This is a genomic window from Paraburkholderia sp. MM5477-R1, from assembly GCF_050436385.1.
GTDB classification, from domain to species: domain Bacteria; phylum Pseudomonadota; class Gammaproteobacteria; order Burkholderiales; family Burkholderiaceae; genus Paraburkholderia; species Paraburkholderia tuberum.
Map to the genome: position 1 here is coordinate 1 of NZ_JBNDMC010000006.1, position 17,841 is coordinate 17,841.

Sequence of the window (17,841 nt, forward strand, 5' to 3'; positions counted from 1 at the left end):
AGAGCGGTCGACAACACGTCAATACCCTTCTCACAATTTATTTTAAAAAGCTGAAGAGCTTAAAAATTGAGCAGCGCCGCGTGCAACCTGAATTAGTTAGGCTTCCAATTGAATTCTCCGGAGCGCCGCGGCGAAAGGGAGAGATGAGTGCAGTTGCGAAAAGCCGTTAAGCAGGCTTTTCCACAGAAAATGTTCGCAAGGCTGTGGATAACCACTCCACAACCGCGCCAAGTACTTGATCCAAAACCATTCTCGCGCGTTGCGCGCGAGAATGGCCGCTTGCGCGGCCGCGTGTCACCGTCACAATCAGGCGGACTTCATCGTCACCCGCGCATTCGTACGCATAAAAGCGCTGCGCTCGACCATCGCGCCAAACAGCAGCCCGATCGTCGTCCACATGACCACCTGCATGCCGATCGCCGCGACGCGGAACTTCCACAGCAGCACAGCCGGGAACGCGGCCGGCACTTCATTGATGACCGGCATCGACAGTTGCACGGCCGCGATGACCACGACGAACAAGAGCCCCGCGACGATCGAACCGTTCCACGCACCCAGCTTCGCCGCCGCGCGACGCCGCACCTTCAGCGAAAACACCATCGTCGCGAGCGAAATCGCGATCATCAGAAAGAACAGGCCCGCGCGCGTGCCGATCGTCTCCGGATCACCGACCGACGGCGGATTGGCCGGATACTTGATATTCGGCACGATCACGAGCGTGATGAACGCGCCAAGCGCGAGCCACGCGGACAGCGCGCGCACGCTCAACGTACCCGCGCGTCCATACGCATACGCAAACACCAGCGAGAACAGGCCGCCAAATGCCGCGCCATACGTGACCACGCCAGTCAGCAGGCCGAGGCCAGCCTGCGTCCGACGGCTCACGATTTCGGGCTCGGGCGCCTCGCCGCGCGCGGCGGCCGCTTTTTCTTCGAATGAAATGGCCTGATCGACCTGTGGTTCGCCGACGATTCGCGCGAACGCGAACGTGAGCAAGCCCGCGACGATGCCCGCGAGCATCCCGCGCACCAACAATTTACCTACCATGTCGAACTCCGTTAGTGGCAGGGAAAGCCGAGCAGATGGCGGCCGTCGTGCACGAACTCATGCACGTACATGCCGGGCACGAGCGACGTCGCGCCCTGTTCCGCACCAACGAAGTAAAGCGCGAGCAACAGCAGCAAGCCGCCGAACACGACCCATGGCAGCAGTTCGCGCAAAGGAATGGGAGTGGGCTGGGCCGCCGGTTGCGCGGCGCGATCGAGAACAGCTTCGGTCATGATGGACATCTCCTGGGGTGACGCGCCCCGAAAGTCGATTGCAGAGGAATGGTGCGAAGCTCAGGTCTGGCTTTCGGCTCTTGTGGATTGCAATGCCGATTACAGTGGCGCGACCGCGCCGGGCTCTCACCGGCTTCCGTGCTTCGCAGTGCCGCTATTCTACGCGCTAAACTGCGGCTTCCGTGACGGCGAGGGCTACCTCGCAACGCGCGCCGATGAAACCACGCAGGCAAGTACGAATGAGGCGCCAAGGCAAAGAATGGATACGCGACTATTACTGGTGAGCCACGCGGCAACGGCCGCGCAGCGCGCGGGCCGCTTCCCTGCCGACGATCCGCTCGACGCGCGCGGTCGCGCCGAAGCCGAAGCGGCGCGCGCGCGTCTCTCGCTTCCCGCCGACGGCGCGGTGTTCACCAGCCCCGCCGCCAGCGCGCGCGAAACGGCCGCCGCGCTCGGTCTGAGCGCCACGCCTGCCGACGCATTGGTGGATATCGGCTATGGCAAATGGCGCGGCCAGCGCCTCGCGGCCATTGCCGACGAAACGCCCCGCGAACTCGCCGCCTGGACACGCGAGCCCGACGCCGCGCCGCCCGGTGGCGAATCGTTCGGTCAACTCGTGCAGCGGGTTGGAGAGTGGCTCGACGCGCAGCAGGCAGACGTGCGTTCATGCAATGCCGTCAACGAAGCAAGCTTCGCGGCCTCTGCGCAAGGTCGAACCATCATCGCAATCACCCACGCGACTCTGCTGCGAGCGGCAATCGTGCACGCCCTCGGCGCATCGCCAACCGTGTTCTGTCGCATCGAGATCGCGCCGCTGTCGGTCGTCGAATTACGCCACTCGCGACGCGGCTGGTCGTGGTGGCCGGCCGCCAGCGCCTGAACGGCACCGCCGCTTACCTGCCCGACACCACGAGCCGCAACCGGTTGGACCCCTCGGGCGTCAGGGTGATTTCGGTGCGTCGATCCTTCGCGCCGAGATAAAAGTGCTGACGTCCCGGCGAATTCTGATCGTGCGTTGCATCGGGCAGGCACGACGCGACGTCGGCCGCGACCGCTTCCAATGCATCCGCGTTCGAGCCCGCCGCCTGATGCGGCGTCCACGTGCACTGGAAACTTCGATGCGCGGCCGAACATTGCGCGTCATCGCCATAAGGTTGCGCTACGCCTTTGCCGTCGTCGGGTGTCAGCGAGGCGAAGCCGTCCGGCGCCGCGGCCACGATCCGTTTGAGCGCACCGCAAGGACTGGGGCTATCGTCGGCGGATGCACTGACCGGCAGCAGCGCAACGAGCGATGCCGCGGTAAGCGCGATAGCGGAAAGTCGATAGGTTTTCATGGTGTGCGTGAAGCTTCCAAAGTGCTGCTGAAGAAAAACTCGCAGCGAGCCACCTTTAACAGCACGCTTCATGCCCATGCGCGTGAGGCCCGAGCACGCAGGCAATGCACGACGGCACACAAATTGCATAGCGCCATACCGGCCGCGACATCGCGCCCGTTTCGATCAAAGCCACTGCCGACGTCATTTCAACCATCATGTCGACCACTACCGCCGCCCCTACCCCCGCCCGCATATCGTCGGGCATCGAAGGCATCGACGACATTCTCGGCGGTGGTCTTACGCCGAACCGCATGTACCTCGTGGAGGGCGTGCCAGGCACGGGTAAGACCACCCTCGCGTTGCAATTCTTACTCAAGGGCCTGCACGAAGGGCAGACCGGCCTTTATATCGCGCTGTCCGAAACCCGTGCTGAACTGCTCGCGATCGGCGCGAGCCATGGCTGGGATCTGAGCCGTTTCACGATACTGGAGCAACTGCCCGAAGTTGGGCTCGAACCGCAATACGAACAGACCGTGCTGCACCCGGCCGAAGTCGAACTCGGCGAAAGCGTGCGCAACGTGATCGAGCACGTCGATGAACTGAAGCCGGCGCGCGTCGTCCTGGACAGCCTGTCCGCCCATTGAATCGCGGCGCACCGCACACCCAACGATTCTGTAAGCCCAGCTCCCGGCCACCGATTTAATGCCGCTGTCGCATTCGCGCCGCAGACTCCTCCGGTTCGGCCACGATTTCCAATTCAATAGTTTGCTAACGAATATTTTGGAAATACAATACCGGCCATGTCGAATCTCGATGCCCTGCGCCGCACCGTCAGCAGCACGCTGGTCGTCGCCGCCAGAAAGTGGCGGCGCACGAGTCATGGTGTGCTCGCGGCCTTCAACGTATCCGAAGCGTGCGCGACGCCGCTGCTGACCGCGAGCCGGCTCGGCTCGGCGGTGCGTCAGGTCACGCTCGCCGATCACATCGGCATCGAGGGGCCGTCCCTCGTGCGGCTGCTCGATCAGTTGTGCGCGGCCGGCCTGATGCGCCGCGACGAAGATCCCGAAGACCGCCGCGCGAAGACCGTCGTACTGACCGACGAAGGCCGCGCCGTCACCGCGAAGATGGAAGAGGAGCTGGTCACGTTGCGCGCGCAGGCGCTCAAAGGCGTATCGCGCGACGATCTCGAAGCCGCCCTGCGCGTGCTCGGCGCATTCACGGCCGATGCCGCCGGACGCGCCGAACCAGGAAGCGTCGAGCGCGACACGCGTCACGAACGCGCGCAGCCGGTGCGCCCGGAATCGGTCAGGCACGAGGCGACGAAGCGCACCTCGTCGGCGAAGCGCGAGCCCGCCAAAGGCGAGGCGCTTGCCAGCAAGGTCAAACGGACGAGCGGCAAAAGCGCTGCCAAAACGGCCGGCAAATCGCGCGGCACCGCCAAGGCGCGCAAGTCCACCAAGAGCCGCGCGCGAGCCACCGTGCCGCACAACGCCGATTCCGCGTAACGGTTTATGGTCTATCCCACTCTCCGCGACTGGCTGTTTTCCGTCAAAACGTTCGCCGCGGCCATGCTCGCGCTTTACATCGGCCTCGCGTTCCAACTGCCGCGGCCGTACTGGGCGATGGCGACCGTCTACATCGTGTCGAACCCGTTCGTCGGCGCGACCCGCTCGAAGGCGATCTATCGTGCGCTGGGCACTGCGCTCGGCGCGTCGGGCGCGGTGCTGCTGGTGCCGCCGTTCGTCGAATCGCCGTATCTATTCAGCGTGATCGTCGCGGCGTGGACCGGCACGATGCTCTACCTCGCGGTGTCCGACCGCACCGCGCGCAGCTACGTGTTCATGCTGGCGGCCTATACGATGCCGATCATCGCGCTGCCGTCGGTGACGAATCCGACCGGCGTCTTCGATCTCGCCGTGAGCCGGACCGAGGAGATCATTCTCGGCATCGTCTGCGCGAGCATCGTCGGTAGCGCGGTGTTTCCGAGCCGGCTCGCGCCGACGATCATCGAGCGCACCGACGCATGGTTTCGCGACGCCGCGTTCTACGCGACCGAAACGCTGTCGGGCCGTATCGCAAGCTCGGCGATTTCCGGTGCTCGGCAACGCCTCGCGAGCACGATCAACGGTCTCGAACTGCTGCTGAGCCAGCTCGCCTACGATCACACGCGGCCCGACGTCCTCGCGCGCGCGCATGAACTACGTGGCCGCATGCAACTGCTGCTGCCGATCATGTCGTCGCTCGCCGATCCGCTGCTCGCGCTCTACAACAACGGCCCGCAACACTGGCCCGAAGGACTTCAGACGCTGATCGACGACGTCATCAAGTGGTTCAACCAACCGCTGCCCGCGCCGAGCGAGGGTTATCACGCGGACGAGACCGCCAACGCGCTGCGCGCGCGCATCGCCGCGATGCACCCGCCCGCCGCCGCGCTCACGCATTGGGACGGCGCGCTGCTGTCGAATGCACTATGGCGCCTCGCGCAAGTGATCGACGTGTGGCAAGACTGCCGCTCGCTGCGCATCATCATCACGCGCGAGGAAGGTTCGTGGCGGCCGCATTTCCGTCACTGGCGGCTCGGCGGCACCGAGCGCTTCTACGATCGCGGCATGATGCTGTTCGCGACCGTGTCGGCGGCCGCGGCTGTGGTGCTCGCGTGCGCGCTGTGGATCGGCTCGGGCTGGAACGACGGCGCGAGCGCGGTCACGCTCGCGGCGGTCGCCTGCTGCTTCTTCGCCGCGCTCGACGAACCCGCGCCGTTCGTGTTCCGCTTCTTCCTCGCGACTGGCGTCGCCGTCGTGGCCGCGGGTCTCTATCTGTTCGTCGTGCTGCCGCAGGTGCACGACTTCCCGATGCTGGTGATCCTGTTCGCCGCGCCGTTCATTCTGGTCGGCACGCTGATTCCGCGCCCGCAGTTCAACATGGTGACGGTGCTGGTCGCGGTGAACACGGCCACCTTCATCAGCATTCAGGACGCGTACGACGCGAACTTCCTGACGTTCCTGAACGCCAACCTCGCGGGCCTCTCCGGCCTGCTCTATGCATACCTGTGGACCCGTGCAACGCGCCCATTCGGCGCCGAGCTGGCCGCGGCGCGCCTGTTGCGCTCGAGCTGGGCCGACGTCGCGCTGAGCGCGTCGACGCGGCCGATCGAAGATCCGCGCAATCTCGCCGCGCGCATGCTCGACCGGCTGATGCAATTGATCCCGCGCCTCGCGGCCACCGACGACCACCGCCACCCGTCGATCGAGAGCTTCCGCGATCTGCGCATCGGGTTCAACGCGCTGGACCTGCGCCGCCTCACACGCAAGCTCGGCGGCGAAGCGGCCGGCGCGATCGACCATGTTCTCGATGGAGTGCGTACATACTACGAGAGCTGCATCGATCGACGTCACCGCGAGCCGGTGCCGGACAGCCTGATGTCGTTGATCGACGTGGCCGTCGCGCGCGTCACCGCGCAGGGGCTCGCCAATGCCGCGGCGCCGACCGAGACCTCGCAGACCTCGGCGCGTCAGTTGCGCGATGCGCTGCACGCGCTGGTCGGCTTGCGTCTTTCGCTGTTTCCGGCGACCCTCACGAAACCAACGCCGACCGAACCGGAGGCCGCCGCGTGATGCACCCATTCTTGCGCCCCTGCTTGCGCCCGCTTGCGCACCCCGCCCTCCCTTTTTCCAGTTCCCGCGATGATCGGTGAAATCGATATCTTCGGCGTGTTCGTACCGTCCGTGCTGGTGCTGATGTTGATCGCGTATCTGATCAACCTCGGCATTCGCACCGCGCTCGATTACACCGGCTTTTACCGCTTCGTCTGGCATCGCTCCATCTTCGATCTCGGCGTCTATGTGCTGGTGCTGGGCCTTGTCGTCGTCGTTTCGCACAGACTAATAACGTGAAAAAAACCTGGTTTCTCCGTCGGTCAGATCCTGCTGACCCTGATCGTCGTAGTGGTCGCAGCATTGGTGCTGTGGAAACTCGTCAACTACTACATGTTCGCGCCGTGGACCCGCGACGGGCGCGTACGCGCCGACGTGATCCAGGTCGCGCCCGACGTGTCGGGACTGATTTCGTCGGTCGAGGTCATGGACAACCAGCAGGTCAAGCAGGGCCAGGTGCTGTTCAGGATCGATCAGGCGCGCTACACGCTCGCATTGCGTCAGGCCGAGGCAACGGCGCAGCAGCGCCGCGCGACGCTCGATCAGGCCCGCCGCGAATACGCGCGCAATCGTCAGCTCGGCAACCTCGTCGCCGCCGAAGTACTCGAAGAAAGCCGCTCGCGCGTCGAGGCGGGCGAAGCCGCGCTCGCCGACGCGAACGTCGCGATCGACACCGCGAAGCTGAACCTCGAGCGCTCGACGATCAAAAGCCCGGTAGACGGCTATCTGAACGACCGCGCGCCGCGCGCCGGCGAATTCGTCGCGGCCGGTCGCGCGGTGGTCGCGGTGGTCGACATGCATTCGTTCCGCGTCGACGGCTACTTCGAGGAAACCAAGCTGCGCGGCATCGACATCGGCCAGCCGGTCGACATCATCGTGATGGGCGAGCCGAAGCCGCTGCGCGGGCACGTGCAGAGCATCGTCGCCGGTATCGAAGACCGCGACCGCACGCAAAGCGCCAATCTGCTGCCGAACGTGAACCCGGCGTTCAGCTGGGTGCGGCTCGCGCAGCGCATTCCGGTGCGGGTCGCGCTCGATGAAGTGCCCGCTGATTTCCGCCTGATCGCGGGGCGTACCGCGACGGTGTCGGTGCGTGACCTGTCGCCGCTCAGGAGACGAGCCGTGTCGGGCACGGGTGGCGCATCTGGCACGGTCGCCGCTTCGGCTGCGCCGGTGGCACCGGGTTCGTCGGTGGCGTCCGGGTCCGCTGGGTCGGGCACCGCACCGTCGGGCGCGTCGCAATGAAGTTCGTGCGTACCTTGTCCTCGCTGGCGCCGCGCTTGCCGCTGCTGCCGCTGCTGCCGCTGCTGCCGTTATTGCCGTTATTGCCGCTCACCGTCGCGCTGAACGGCTGCATCAACGTCGGGCCGAACTACATGCTGCCGAAACAGGCGCTCGTCAATGCCCCGCTCGCGAACGGAGCGATCGAGGGCGCCGATCCCATGCTGACGTCAACCCTCAATCTGCCGACCGTCTGGTGGAAGCTGTACGACGATCCGGTGCTGAACGGTCTGGTCGACCAGGCGTTGAAATCGAATACCGACCTGCGCGTCGCGACCGCGAATCTCGCGCGCTCGCGCGAGGCGCTGGGCATAGCGCAAGCGCAGGGCGGTTTTTCGGGCAACGCGTCGGTGGCGATCCAGCGCGCGCAGGAATCGGCCGAGCAATACCTGCTCTTCGAGAAACTGCCGGTCGCCAACCTGGGTGACATGGGCATCAACGTCTCGTACGAAATCGACCTGTTCGGCAAGCTGCGCCGCGGCGTCGAAGCGGCGGCGGCGGACACCGAGGCCGTGGAAGCCGCGGGCGACCTCGCGCGCATCACTGTCGTCGCGGACGTGGTGCGCTCGTACGTCGAACAATGCTCGGCGGCCGAGGAGCTGCGCATCGCGCAGCAATCGCTCGCGCTACAGAAGGAGCGCGTGGACGTGTCGCGCCGTCTGCGCGACGCGGGACGCGGAAACCAGACCGCGGTCACGAGCGGCCAGACTCAGGTCGAGACTCTGACGGCCGACATTCCGCGCTACACCGCGCGCCGCAAGATCGCACAATACCGGCTCGCGATGCTGCTCGCCCAGGCGCCGTCGCAATTGCCGCCGGCCGTGCTCGCCTGCGACCGGCTGCCGCAAATCCACCAGCCGATTCCGATCGGCGACGGCGCCGGGCTGCTGCGGCGACGCCCGGACGTGCACGAAGCCGAGCGTCAGCTCGCGGCGTCGACGGCGCGCATCGGCGTCGCGACCGGGGCGCTTTATCCGAGCATCAGCATTGGTGCGTCGGCGGGCTTCACCGGCATTCTGGAAGACATTCCCACCTCGCCGACGGCGCGTTGGGCCTTCGGTCCGCTGATCAGCTGGACCTTCCCGGCCAATGGCGCGCGCCAACGGGTCCACGAAGCCGAGGCGTCGAGCCAGGTCGCGCTCGCGAAGTTCGACGGCGTGGTGCTGACCGCGCTGCGCGAAACCGAGACCAACCTCGCGACCTACGCGTCCGATTACGCGCGCGCCGAATCGCTGCGCGCGGCGCTGAAGTCGGCGGCGCAATCGGCGGATGAAACGCATCGGCTGTATAGCGCCGGGCGCGAGTCGTTCATCTCCGATCTCGACGCGACGCGCACGCTGACGGCCGCGAAGTCGCAGCTCGCGGCGGCGGAGGGCCAGGTGGCGATCGATCAGGTCAATCTGTTCCTGTCGCTGGGCGGCGGGTGGGAAGTTGGCGGGCAAAGCACGCCGGGTGAAACGCGGCCGCAGCTGAAGGCAACACCTGTCGCGGCCAAGCCGTCCGCGAAGTCGGGAGCGTCGGCGGCCGCAACTGCGAAAGCGCCTTGATCGGCCGTCTTACGATTTATTTTTGACAATCTTTCTTTTTGCTTTCACTTTCGGTTAAATACGTGACACCACTTCACGCTACGAGGTCTCGTATGTCGCCATTCATGCAGGGTGCAGTCACGTTGGGCGGATGCATTGGTATCTTCACCGCGGTGGTCGCGGTGGTCGAAATGTTGGCGAATTGAGTTGGGCGGGCGGTGGACCGAAAGAGTGGCTAGCTGTTCCGCACTTTCGCCGCCGCCTGATGTATCGCCGCCCGCACCCGCGGGTACGTGCCGCAACGGCACACCACCGGCGTCATCGCCTCGTCGATGTCGGCATCGGTCGGATCGGACTTGTGCTTCAGCAACGCGCAAGCCGCCATCAATTGCGCGCTCTGGCAATAACCGCACTGCACCACATCGAGTTCGATCCACGCGGCCTTCAGCGCCTGCGCCTCGCGTCCCTGCAAACCCTCGATCGTCGTGATCTTCTGCGTATGCAGGCTCGACATCAACGTCTGGCACGCGAAGCACGCGGCATCGTCGAGATTGATCGTGCACGCGCCGCAGATGCCCACGCCGCAGCCGAACTTGGTGCCGGTCATGCCGAGATCGCAGCGCAGCACCCATAGCAGCGGCATGTCCGGATCGGCATCGACCTTCACCTTGCGTCCGTTGATATTCAGTACCGCCATGCTTGCCTCCTGAGTCGCCGCGCTACACCGCAAGCTTTTGCTCATCCACCGTCCGTCATGCAAGCCGCAACGGCAGCGTCCGCAAACGCTGCCCCGTCAGTGCGAACACCGCATTGCCCACCGCCGGCGCGATCGGCGGCACGCCCGGCTCGCCGACACCTTGCGGGTGCAGCTGGCTCGGCATGATGTCGACCTCGATCGCAGGGCACCCGTTCATCCGCACGACCGGAAAGTCCACGAAGTTCTTCTGCTGCACCTGGCCGTTGACGATCGTGATCTCGTTCTGCAACGCGCTCGACAACCCGAACACGATGCCGCCTTCCATCTGCTGACGGATCAGGTTCGGATTCACCGGCAAGCCGCAATCGATCACGCACACCACCCGATGCACGCGAATCTGCCGGTTCGCGCCGATCGACACCTCCGCGACCTGCGCGACCACGCTGCCGAACGCCTCGTGCAACGCGACGCCATGAGCGCAACGCGCGCCATCGGCGGCGGGTTTTAGCGGACGCCCCCAGTCGGACAACTTCTCGACACGCTTCAGGACCGCCAGATGACGCGGATGCTGCACGAGCAGCATCGCGCGAAACGCGATCGGGTCCTGGCCTGCCGCGGCGGCGGCTTCGTCGGTGAAGCTCTCGGTGAAGAAGGCCTGATGCGAGTGGCCGACCGAGCGCCAGAAGCCGATCGGCACCGGCAATTCGACTATCTTGTGCGACACGCGCGCGGCCGGCCACTCGTAGGGCTGATCGAACGCGCCTTCGCAGGTGGTCTTGTCGATCGGGATGTGCGGCACGCCGTAGTAACGCGCGAGCGCATCCGGCACGATCGCCTGACCCGCCGACTTCGCGTGCCAGGCGACCAGCGTGCCGTGCTCGTCGAAGCCGGCCTGAAGCCATGCCGCGCATGCGGGCCGGTAGAAGTCGTGCGTGAAGTCCTGCGCGCGCGACCAGATGGTTTGCACCGGACGGCCATCGGCCTCGCGCGCGATCGCCGCGGCCTGCGCGACGAAATCGAGTTCGAGGCGCCGGCCGAACGCGCCGCCCAACAACTGCGTCTGTACATCGACGAGATCGACGTCGAGGCCGAGCACTTTCGCCGCATGATGCCGCGCGAGCCGCGGCATCTGCGTCGACACCCAGACGGTCGCCGCGCCGTCCGCGACCTGCACCGTGCAGTTCAGCGGCTCGACCGCGCCATGCGCGAGATACGGTGCGTGATAGACCGCTTCGATCGTGCGCGCCGCGCGACTCATCGCGTTGTCGACGTTGCCGACGTGGTAATACACGTGACCGTCCGTATGGTCGAGCGCCTCGACGAGGCGGCAGTCCACCGCCGCGCTCGACACCTTCGCGGCCGCGCCGTCATGCCAGGTCACGTTGATCGCCTCGACCGCGCTCATCGCGCGAAACGCGTTGTCCGCGATCACTGCCACGCCGCCGGTGCCGCCCGCGTACGGCGGCACGGCGAACGCCTTGATGAAGCCCCGTATCTTTTGCGCGGGCGTCGCGTCGAAATGCGCGACCGTGCCGCCGAGCGTCGGACACATCACGACGCTTGCATAGACCAAACCGTCGGGCAACACGTCGATGCCGAAGCGCGCCGCACCGTCGATTTTCGACGCGGCTTCGATGCGCCGCACGGGCTGGCCGATCAGCCTGAAGTCGGCCGGCTGCTTCAGGACGACGCTGCGCGGCAGCGGCTGGCGCGCGGCCATCGACGACAACTCGCCGAACGTCGCCTTGTGCCCCCACGGGTGCAGCACGTAGCCCTTTTCCGCGCGGCATTCGCGGACCGGCACGTCCCAGCGCTCGGCCGCCGCCGCGATCAGCATCACACGCGCCGACGCGCCGGCTTCGCGCATCGGCGTCCAGAGATCGTTCATGCTCGAGGAGCCGCCCGTCATCATCGTGCCGATCTCACGCACTGCCTTGCTCGTGATCCACACGGTGCCGCGCCGGATGTAGCTGTCGTCGTCGGGGCGAAACGGCAGATCGTCGACGATGCTCTGCACCGCGTTGTAGATCCGGTCGATCGGCGCCTCTTCGACTTTCACCTGCGGCCAGTCGGCGTCGAGCTCCTCGGCGAGCAGCATCGCAAGCCCCGTATGGATGCCCTGCCCCATTTCGGCCTTCGGCACCATGATCGTCACGCGGTTGTCGGCGTCGATCTTGACCCAGCCGTTTAGCCCAACCTGAGTGCCTTGCGTCGGCAGCGGCGTCGACGTCATCAGGCGCTGGCGCGGCGGCACCACGGCCCAGCCGACCAGCAGCCCGCCCAACGCACTGGCGCCGCCAAGCAGAAAGGTTCTGCGCGTCAACATGGCATGGCTCGCCCGGCTGGCTCGATGGTAGGAAAGCGGCGACAGCGCCGATGCACCCGTCTTTGTCTGCGAATAGTAATAAGACGAATCGGCGAGCGTGAGACTTAAATGCGCGCGTGAACCTCGAGCGGCCGTGCGGCGTGGGAAGGCGGGGACTGAAAGCGGCGGGGGAAAGTCGTGGGGTGTTTCATTAACTGCGGCCGCGCAGAGGCGGCGGTGTGCCGGCGTAAGTCACCGCCGGTACACCGCGAACCTTGCGCTTGAGTCAATCAGGCGATCATGCGACCGGATCAACGGCGGTTCGAACCCGACACCACGTCGATCCACACGGCCAGCACGAGGATGCCGCCCTTCACGATCATCTGCCAGAACGCGTCGACGTCGAGCATGGACATGCCGTTGTCGAGGCTCGCCATGACGAGCGCGCCGATCAGCGCGCCATACACGGTGCCGGAGCCGCCGCGCATCGAGGTGCCGCCGATAAAGCACGCGGCGATCGCGTCGAGTTCGCCCATCGAGCCCGCCGACGGCGAACCGGCCGCGAGCCGCGCCGTGTTGACGATGCCGGCAAACGCGCACATCAGCCCCATCAGCGCGAAGATCGCGAGCTTCACGCGGTCGGTGTTGACACCCGACAGCCGCGTCGCTTCGAGGTTCGAGCCGACCGCGTAGATGCGGCGTCCGAACACGGTCTGCGTCGAGATCCACGTGAAGACGCCGAGCAGCGCGAGCAGCAGCAACACCGGCACCGGAATGCCGCCGTAAGTGTCGAGCATCGCGATGAAGCCGGCGAGAATCGCGCCTGCGCCGATCACCTTCGCGACGTCCTGCCAGAACGGCACGACGCGCAACTGATAACGCTGCCGATTCGCGCGCTGGCGGATCGTCAGGAATGCCAGCAGCAGGAACAGCACGACGGCGAGCGTGTCGCCGGCGAGCCGCGGCAGATAGCCCTGGCCGACGAACACGAAGCTGTCCGACACCGGCGCGATCGTCGACCCTCCGGTAATGCCGAGCAGAATGCCGCGATACGCGAGCATGCCGCCGAGCCCGACGATAAACGACGGCACGCGCCGATACGTCGACCACCAGCCGTTGAACATGCCGACCCCGATGCCGAGCAGCAACACGACCGGAATCGTCACGCCGATCGGCCAGTGCCGGTTCACGTCGAGAATCGCCGCAACGCCGCCGAGCAAACCGAGCAGCGAACCGACCGACAGATCGATTTCACCGGCGATGATCACGAACACCATGCCGCATGCGAGCATGCCGGTAATCGACATCTGCCGCAGCAGATTCGACAGGTTGCGCGGCGTGACGAACGCGCCGTGCGTGAGCGTCGAAAAGAAAATCCAGATCACGGCGACGGCGATCAGCAGCGCGAGAATCTTGTAGCGCGCGAACAGTTGCTGGATCCGTTGCGTGCCGCCGAATGCGCCTCGCGGCGCGGCGTTGTCGGTGCGTTGGGAAGTTACTTCGGGAGTCATGCGGCACTCGCTGCGGTTGGGTTCGAAGATAGGTGCACGGGGCGGATCGCGGCGCCGAGAATGTCTTCCTGCGTGAGACCGTCGTTGATGAAATCGCCGCGCAACTCGCCTTCGCCGATCACGAGCACTCGGTCGCTGATGCCGAGCACTTCCGGCAATTCGGACGACACCATCACGATCGACATGCCGCGCTGCGCCAGCTGGAAGATCAGCTTGTAGATCTCGTATTTGGCGCCGACGTCGACGCCGCGTGTCGGTTCGTCGAGAATCAGCACGGTCGGGTTGGTCAGCAGCATGCGCGTGAGCACGGCCTTCTGCTGATTGCCGCCCGACAGACTTGCAATCGATAACATCGGATTCGCGGCGCGCACGGAAAGCCGTTTCATTTCCGTCTGAATCGTGTCGAGTTCGGCCGCGGAATCGATACGTCCGCCCGACGCGAAACGCTGCAACACCGCAAGCGTGATGTTATGGCCGACGCTCATGCCGGGCACGATGCCGTGGCGTTTGCGATCCTCGGGCACCATCGCGATGCCGGCGCGAATCGCGTCGATGGGCGCACGAATTTTCAGCGGCTTGCCGTCGAGCATGACGTGCGCCTCGCTGATGCCTGCATACGCGCCGAAAATCGCCTGCATCAGTTCGGTGCGGCCCGCGCCGACGAGCCCGGCGACACCGAGAATTTCGCCGCGCCGCAACGAGAACGACACGTCGTCCACGCGCTTGCGGCGCGGATTCGTCACGTCGAAACAGGTCACGTTGCGCGCTTCGAAGATCACGTCGCCGATCGGATGCGGCTCGCGCGGAAACAGGTTCTTGATCTCCCGGCCGACCATCAGCGAGATGATCCGCTCGGTCGTCAGGGCGTGCATCGGCTCGGTCGCGACATGGCGGCCGTCGCGAATCACGCTGATCGTGTCGCAGACGGCCGCGACTTCGTCGAGCTTGTGCGAAATGTACACGCAGGCAATGCCGCGCCGTTTCAGATCGCGCACGATATCGAGCAGAATCGCGATTTCGGAGGCGGTCAGCGACGACGACGGTTCGTCGAGGATCAGCAGCTTTGCGCGCTTGTTCAGCGCCTTCGCGATTTCGATCAGCTGCTGATGGCCGCCCCCGTAGTTCATCACGGGCTGCGCGGCGTTGATGCCGCTGATGCCGAGTTCGCGCAACAGTTCGTCGGCACGCTGATACATCGCCGCGTAGTTCATGCGGCCGCCGGGCAGCGTGATTTCGTTGCCGAGAAAGATGTTTTCCGCGACCGACAACTCCGGCACGAGCATCAGTTCCTGGTGGATGATGATGATGCCCGCGCGTTCGGTGTCGCGTACGCTCGCGGCCTTCAGCGGCTGGCCTTCCCAGGTTATTTCGCCATCCCACGTACCGTGCGGATACACGCCGGACAGCACCTTCATCAGCGTCGATTTGCCCGCGCCGTTTTCACCGCACAGGCCCACGCATTCGCCCGGCGATACGGTCAGATCGATGCCGTCGAGCGCCTTCACGCCGGAAAAAGCTTTGACGATGCCGCGCATCGTCAGAACAGGTTGCGTCATTCGCTATGCCTCGCTGCAAGTTGGGCCGATGTTCGATCACGCTCCCGGGCGCGATGACCCGGGAGCGTGGCGTTCACATAGCCCGTCTCTGTGTTATTTGCTCGCGAGTTGCTCTTGCGTGTAGAAGCCGTCCTTCACGACGGTGTCGAGGTTCGCCTTGGTCAGCTTGGTCGGCTGCAGCAGCACCGTATCGACCTTCTTCTTGCCGTTGTCGTATTGCGCGTTGAACGCCGGCTTGTCACCCTTGGCAAGCGCGACCGACAGCTTCGCCGCTTCGCTCGCGATCAGCTTCAGCGGCTTGTAGACCGTCATCGTCTGCGTGCCGGCCGCCACGCGCTTCACGGCTGCGAGGTCGGCATCCTGACCCGAGATCGGTACCTTGCCGGCGAGGCCCTGCGCGGCGAGCGCCTGGATCGCGCCGCCAGCGGTGCCGTCATTCGACGCGACGACTGCGTCGATCTTGTTGTTGTTCGCGGTCAGCGCGTCTTCCATGATGCGCAGCGCGGTCGATGCGCTCCACTCCGGCACCCACTGCTGGCCGACCACCTTGATGTCACCCTTGTCGATCGCCGGTTGCAGCACCTTCAACTGGCCCTTGCGCAGCATCTTCGCGTTGTTGTCGGTCGGCGCGCCGCCGAGCAGGAAGTAGTTGCCCTTCGGCCGCACGTCATAGACGCCCTGCGCCTGCATCTCGCCGACCTTCTCGTTGTCGAACGAGATATAGGCGTCGATATCGGCGTCGAGAATCAGGCGGTCATACGACACGACCTTGATGCCCGCTTTGCGTGCTTCGGCCACGACGTTGCCGAGCGTTTTCGAGTTGAACGGCACGATCACAATCACGTCGACGCCGCGCGAGATCAGGTTTTCGATCTGCGAGATCTGGCGCTCTTCGCTCGCATCGGCCGATTGCACCGACACCTTCGCGCCGAGCTTTTCCGCCGCGGCGACGAAATAGTCGCGATCGCGCGACCAGCGCTCGACGCGCAGATCGTCGATACAGAAGCCGATTTCCGGATGAGCCTTGCTGGCGTGCGCGAGCGGCGCGGCGAGCGACAGGCTGGCGAGTACCGCGCCGCACAACAGCGAACTCAGGACGTTCCGACGCATTGCGAATTTCATTGATGTCTCCTTTTTGTGTAGTGATAGCCGGAATACCGGACATATCGGTCTGCGCTGCGAGCCGCAGACTCGGACAAGCGACAACCCACAGCTTGCTGGTGCGCGCGGTCGACGTGGCCGCGCGATCTTTATTCAACGTCCGCTATAAATCGCCTGATTTACGATGTTTTCCATGTGTTCCTGTTGCCCGCTCACATGCCGCGGATTCAGATCGCGCGCCAGCGTGTCCGCCGCAAGCGTCGACAGCGAGTAGTCGCCGGACAGGATCTTGCGGCCGAACTCGCCATCCCAGCCCGCGTAGCGTTGCCGCTTGAACTGCTCGAGGCGCTCGTTTTCGACCAGCACCGCGGCGCGTTCGAGGCCGAGCGCGAGGTTGTCGATCGCGCCGACGTGGCCATAAAACAGGTCTTCCGCATCGACACTCTGGCGCCGCACTTTCGCATCGAAGTTCATGCCGCCGCTCGTGAAACCGCCGTGGCGCAGGATTTCGTATAAGGCCAGCGTGAGTTCCTCGACGCTGTTGGGAAATTGGTCGGTGTCCCAGCCATTTTGCGGATCGCCGCGATTCGCATCGACGCTACCGAAGATGCCGAGCGCAAATGCGGTCGCAATCTCGTGATGGAACGAATGCCCCGCGAGCGTCGCGTGATTCGCCTCGATGTTGACGCGAATCTCCTTGTCGAGGCCGTGCTGCAGCAGGAAGCCGTGCACGGTCGCGACGTCGTAGTCGTATTGATGCTTGGTCGGCTCCTGCGGCTTCGGCTCGATCAGCAGCGCGCCCTTGAAACCGATCCGGTGCTTGTGTTCGACGACCATGTGCAGGAAGCGCGCGAACTGCTCGCGCTCGCGCACGAGGTCGGTGTTCAGCAGCGTGTCGTAGCCTTCGCGGCCACCCCACAATACGTAGTTTTCACCGCCGAGGCGCAGCGTCGCGTCGAGCGCGTGACGCACCTGGGTCGCCGCAAAGGCGAAAACCTCCGGATTCGGATTGGTCGCGGCGCCGGCCGCGTAACGCGGATGCGAAAACAGATTCGCGGTGCCCCACAGCAATTTGACACCGGTATCCTGCTGCTTGCGCGCGAGGTAGTCGGACACGCGCAGGAAGTTCTCGCTGTATTCCTTCACGCTCGCGCCTTCGGGCGCGACGTCGGTATCGTGGAACGTGTAGTACGGCGTGCCGAGCTTCGAGAAGAATTCGAACGCGGCGTCGGCCTTTTGCTGCGCCCGCTCCATTGCGTCGCCGGGTTGCTGCCACGGCCGCCGGAACGCTCCCTGACCGAAGATATCGACGCCGGGCCATACGAAGGTATGCCAGTAGCAGACGGCGATACGCAGATGTTCCTCGAGCGTCTTGCCGAGTACCTTCCTCGTTTTGTCGTAGTGACGGTACGCGAGCGGGTTGTCCGATTGCGGGCCTTCGTAACGGATCTCTGGAATGTGTTCGAAGTAGGACATCGGCGTCTCCAATGTATGCTGCGTTGCAACCCACGCGAGAAGCCGCGCAGGCCGACAAAGTGACGCCATGCTGCCGCTTGCACGATGTGCCGGCAATTGCGAAATTGCGCAGCGCGCTTGATGTTTCTTACCGCCCGCG

14 protein-coding genes and 2 pseudogenes are annotated in these 17,841 nt (G+C 65.0%); 7 read left to right on the forward strand and 9 right to left on the reverse strand.

Features of this window, described 5'->3' with window-relative positions; all coding sequences use genetic code 11:
- Positions 1-306: 306 nt before the first annotated feature.
- Complete coding sequence (locus tag OKW35_RS18325) at positions 307-1,047, reverse strand: CbtA family protein (RefSeq protein WP_429552809.1); 741 nt, start codon at positions 1,045-1,047, stop codon at positions 307-309.
- Between the two features lie 11 nt (positions 1,048-1,058).
- The gene (locus OKW35_RS18330) at positions 1,059-1,280 is read right to left on the reverse strand and encodes a CbtB domain-containing protein (RefSeq protein WP_184011521.1); all 222 of its coding nucleotides are present in this window, start codon (positions 1,278-1,280) and stop codon (positions 1,059-1,061) included.
- A 259-nt stretch (positions 1,281-1,539) separates the two neighbouring features.
- On the opposite strand from OKW35_RS18330, the gene OKW35_RS18335 reads away from it, so the two are divergent.
- Positions 1,540-2,160, forward strand: a complete 621-nt coding sequence (locus tag OKW35_RS18335; protein WP_429552810.1) for a histidine phosphatase family protein — start codon at positions 1,540-1,542, stop codon at positions 2,158-2,160.
- A 13-nt stretch (positions 2,161-2,173) separates the two neighbouring features.
- Here OKW35_RS18335 and OKW35_RS18340 read toward each other — a convergent pair whose 3' ends face one another.
- Positions 2,174-2,614 carry a hypothetical protein gene (locus OKW35_RS18340; protein WP_184057412.1) on the reverse strand — a complete coding sequence of 147 codons (441 nt, stop codon included), beginning with the start codon at positions 2,612-2,614 and terminating at the stop codon, positions 2,174-2,176.
- Between the two features lie 197 nt (positions 2,615-2,811).
- Between OKW35_RS18340 and OKW35_RS18345 the strand changes: the two are divergent.
- The 6 genes and pseudogenes from OKW35_RS18345 to OKW35_RS18370 all read left to right on the forward strand — a co-directional run.
- Positions 2,812-3,231: pseudogene (locus OKW35_RS18345) on the forward strand (ATPase domain-containing protein); the annotation flags it as partial.
- A gap of 165 nt (positions 3,232-3,396) precedes the next feature.
- Positions 3,397-4,101, forward strand: a complete 705-nt coding sequence (locus OKW35_RS18350; RefSeq protein ID WP_429352617.1) for a MarR family winged helix-turn-helix transcriptional regulator — start codon at positions 3,397-3,399, stop codon at positions 4,099-4,101.
- A gap of 6 nt (positions 4,102-4,107) precedes the next feature.
- Positions 4,108-6,210, forward strand: a complete 2,103-nt coding sequence (locus OKW35_RS18355) for an FUSC family protein (RefSeq protein ID WP_429552811.1) — start codon at positions 4,108-4,110, stop codon at positions 6,208-6,210.
- A 69-nt stretch (positions 6,211-6,279) separates the two neighbouring features.
- A complete protein-coding gene (locus OKW35_RS18360; protein ID WP_090808477.1) occupies positions 6,280-6,489 on the forward strand; it encodes a DUF1656 domain-containing protein in 210 nt (69 codons plus the stop codon).
- Positions 6,486-7,494: pseudogene (locus OKW35_RS18365) on the forward strand (efflux RND transporter periplasmic adaptor subunit). The gene OKW35_RS18360 and the pseudogene OKW35_RS18365 overlap by 4 nt, the downstream one beginning before the upstream one ends.
- Positions 7,491-9,077: an efflux transporter outer membrane subunit gene (locus OKW35_RS18370; RefSeq protein ID WP_429552812.1), complete on the forward strand. Its 1,587-nt coding sequence runs from the start codon at positions 7,491-7,493 to the stop codon at positions 9,075-9,077. The pseudogene OKW35_RS18365 and the gene OKW35_RS18370 overlap by 4 nt, the downstream one beginning before the upstream one ends.
- 214 nt (positions 9,078-9,291) lie before the next feature.
- Here OKW35_RS18370 and OKW35_RS18375 read toward each other — a convergent pair whose 3' ends face one another.
- The 6 genes from OKW35_RS18375 to xylA form a co-directional block, all read right to left on the reverse strand.
- Positions 9,292-9,753 (reverse strand): (2Fe-2S)-binding protein, encoded by a 462-nt coding sequence (locus tag OKW35_RS18375; RefSeq protein ID WP_429352620.1) that lies wholly within the window; start codon positions 9,751-9,753, stop codon positions 9,292-9,294.
- A gap of 55 nt (positions 9,754-9,808) precedes the next feature.
- A complete protein-coding gene (locus tag OKW35_RS18380; RefSeq protein WP_429552813.1) occupies positions 9,809-12,079 on the reverse strand; it encodes a molybdopterin cofactor-binding domain-containing protein in 2,271 nt (756 codons plus the stop codon).
- 290 nt (positions 12,080-12,369) lie between these two features.
- Entirely contained in the window at positions 12,370-13,569 is a 1,200-nt protein-coding gene (locus OKW35_RS18385; RefSeq protein ID WP_429552814.1) for a sugar ABC transporter permease, read from the reverse strand.
- Positions 13,566-15,125 (reverse strand): D-xylose ABC transporter ATP-binding protein, encoded by a 1,560-nt coding sequence (gene xylG / locus OKW35_RS18390; protein WP_429552815.1) that lies wholly within the window; start codon positions 15,123-15,125, stop codon positions 13,566-13,568. The genes OKW35_RS18385 and xylG overlap by 4 nt, the downstream gene beginning before the upstream one ends.
- A gap of 93 nt (positions 15,126-15,218) precedes the next feature.
- Positions 15,219-16,247, reverse strand: coding sequence for a D-xylose ABC transporter substrate-binding protein (gene xylF / locus OKW35_RS18395; RefSeq protein ID WP_184036310.1), 1,029 nt, complete (start codon positions 16,245-16,247; stop codon positions 15,219-15,221).
- Between the two features lie 132 nt (positions 16,248-16,379).
- Complete coding sequence (gene xylA / locus OKW35_RS18400; RefSeq protein ID WP_429493280.1) at positions 16,380-17,702, reverse strand: xylose isomerase; 1,323 nt, start codon at positions 17,700-17,702, stop codon at positions 16,380-16,382.
- Positions 17,703-17,841: the final 139 nt, after the last annotated feature.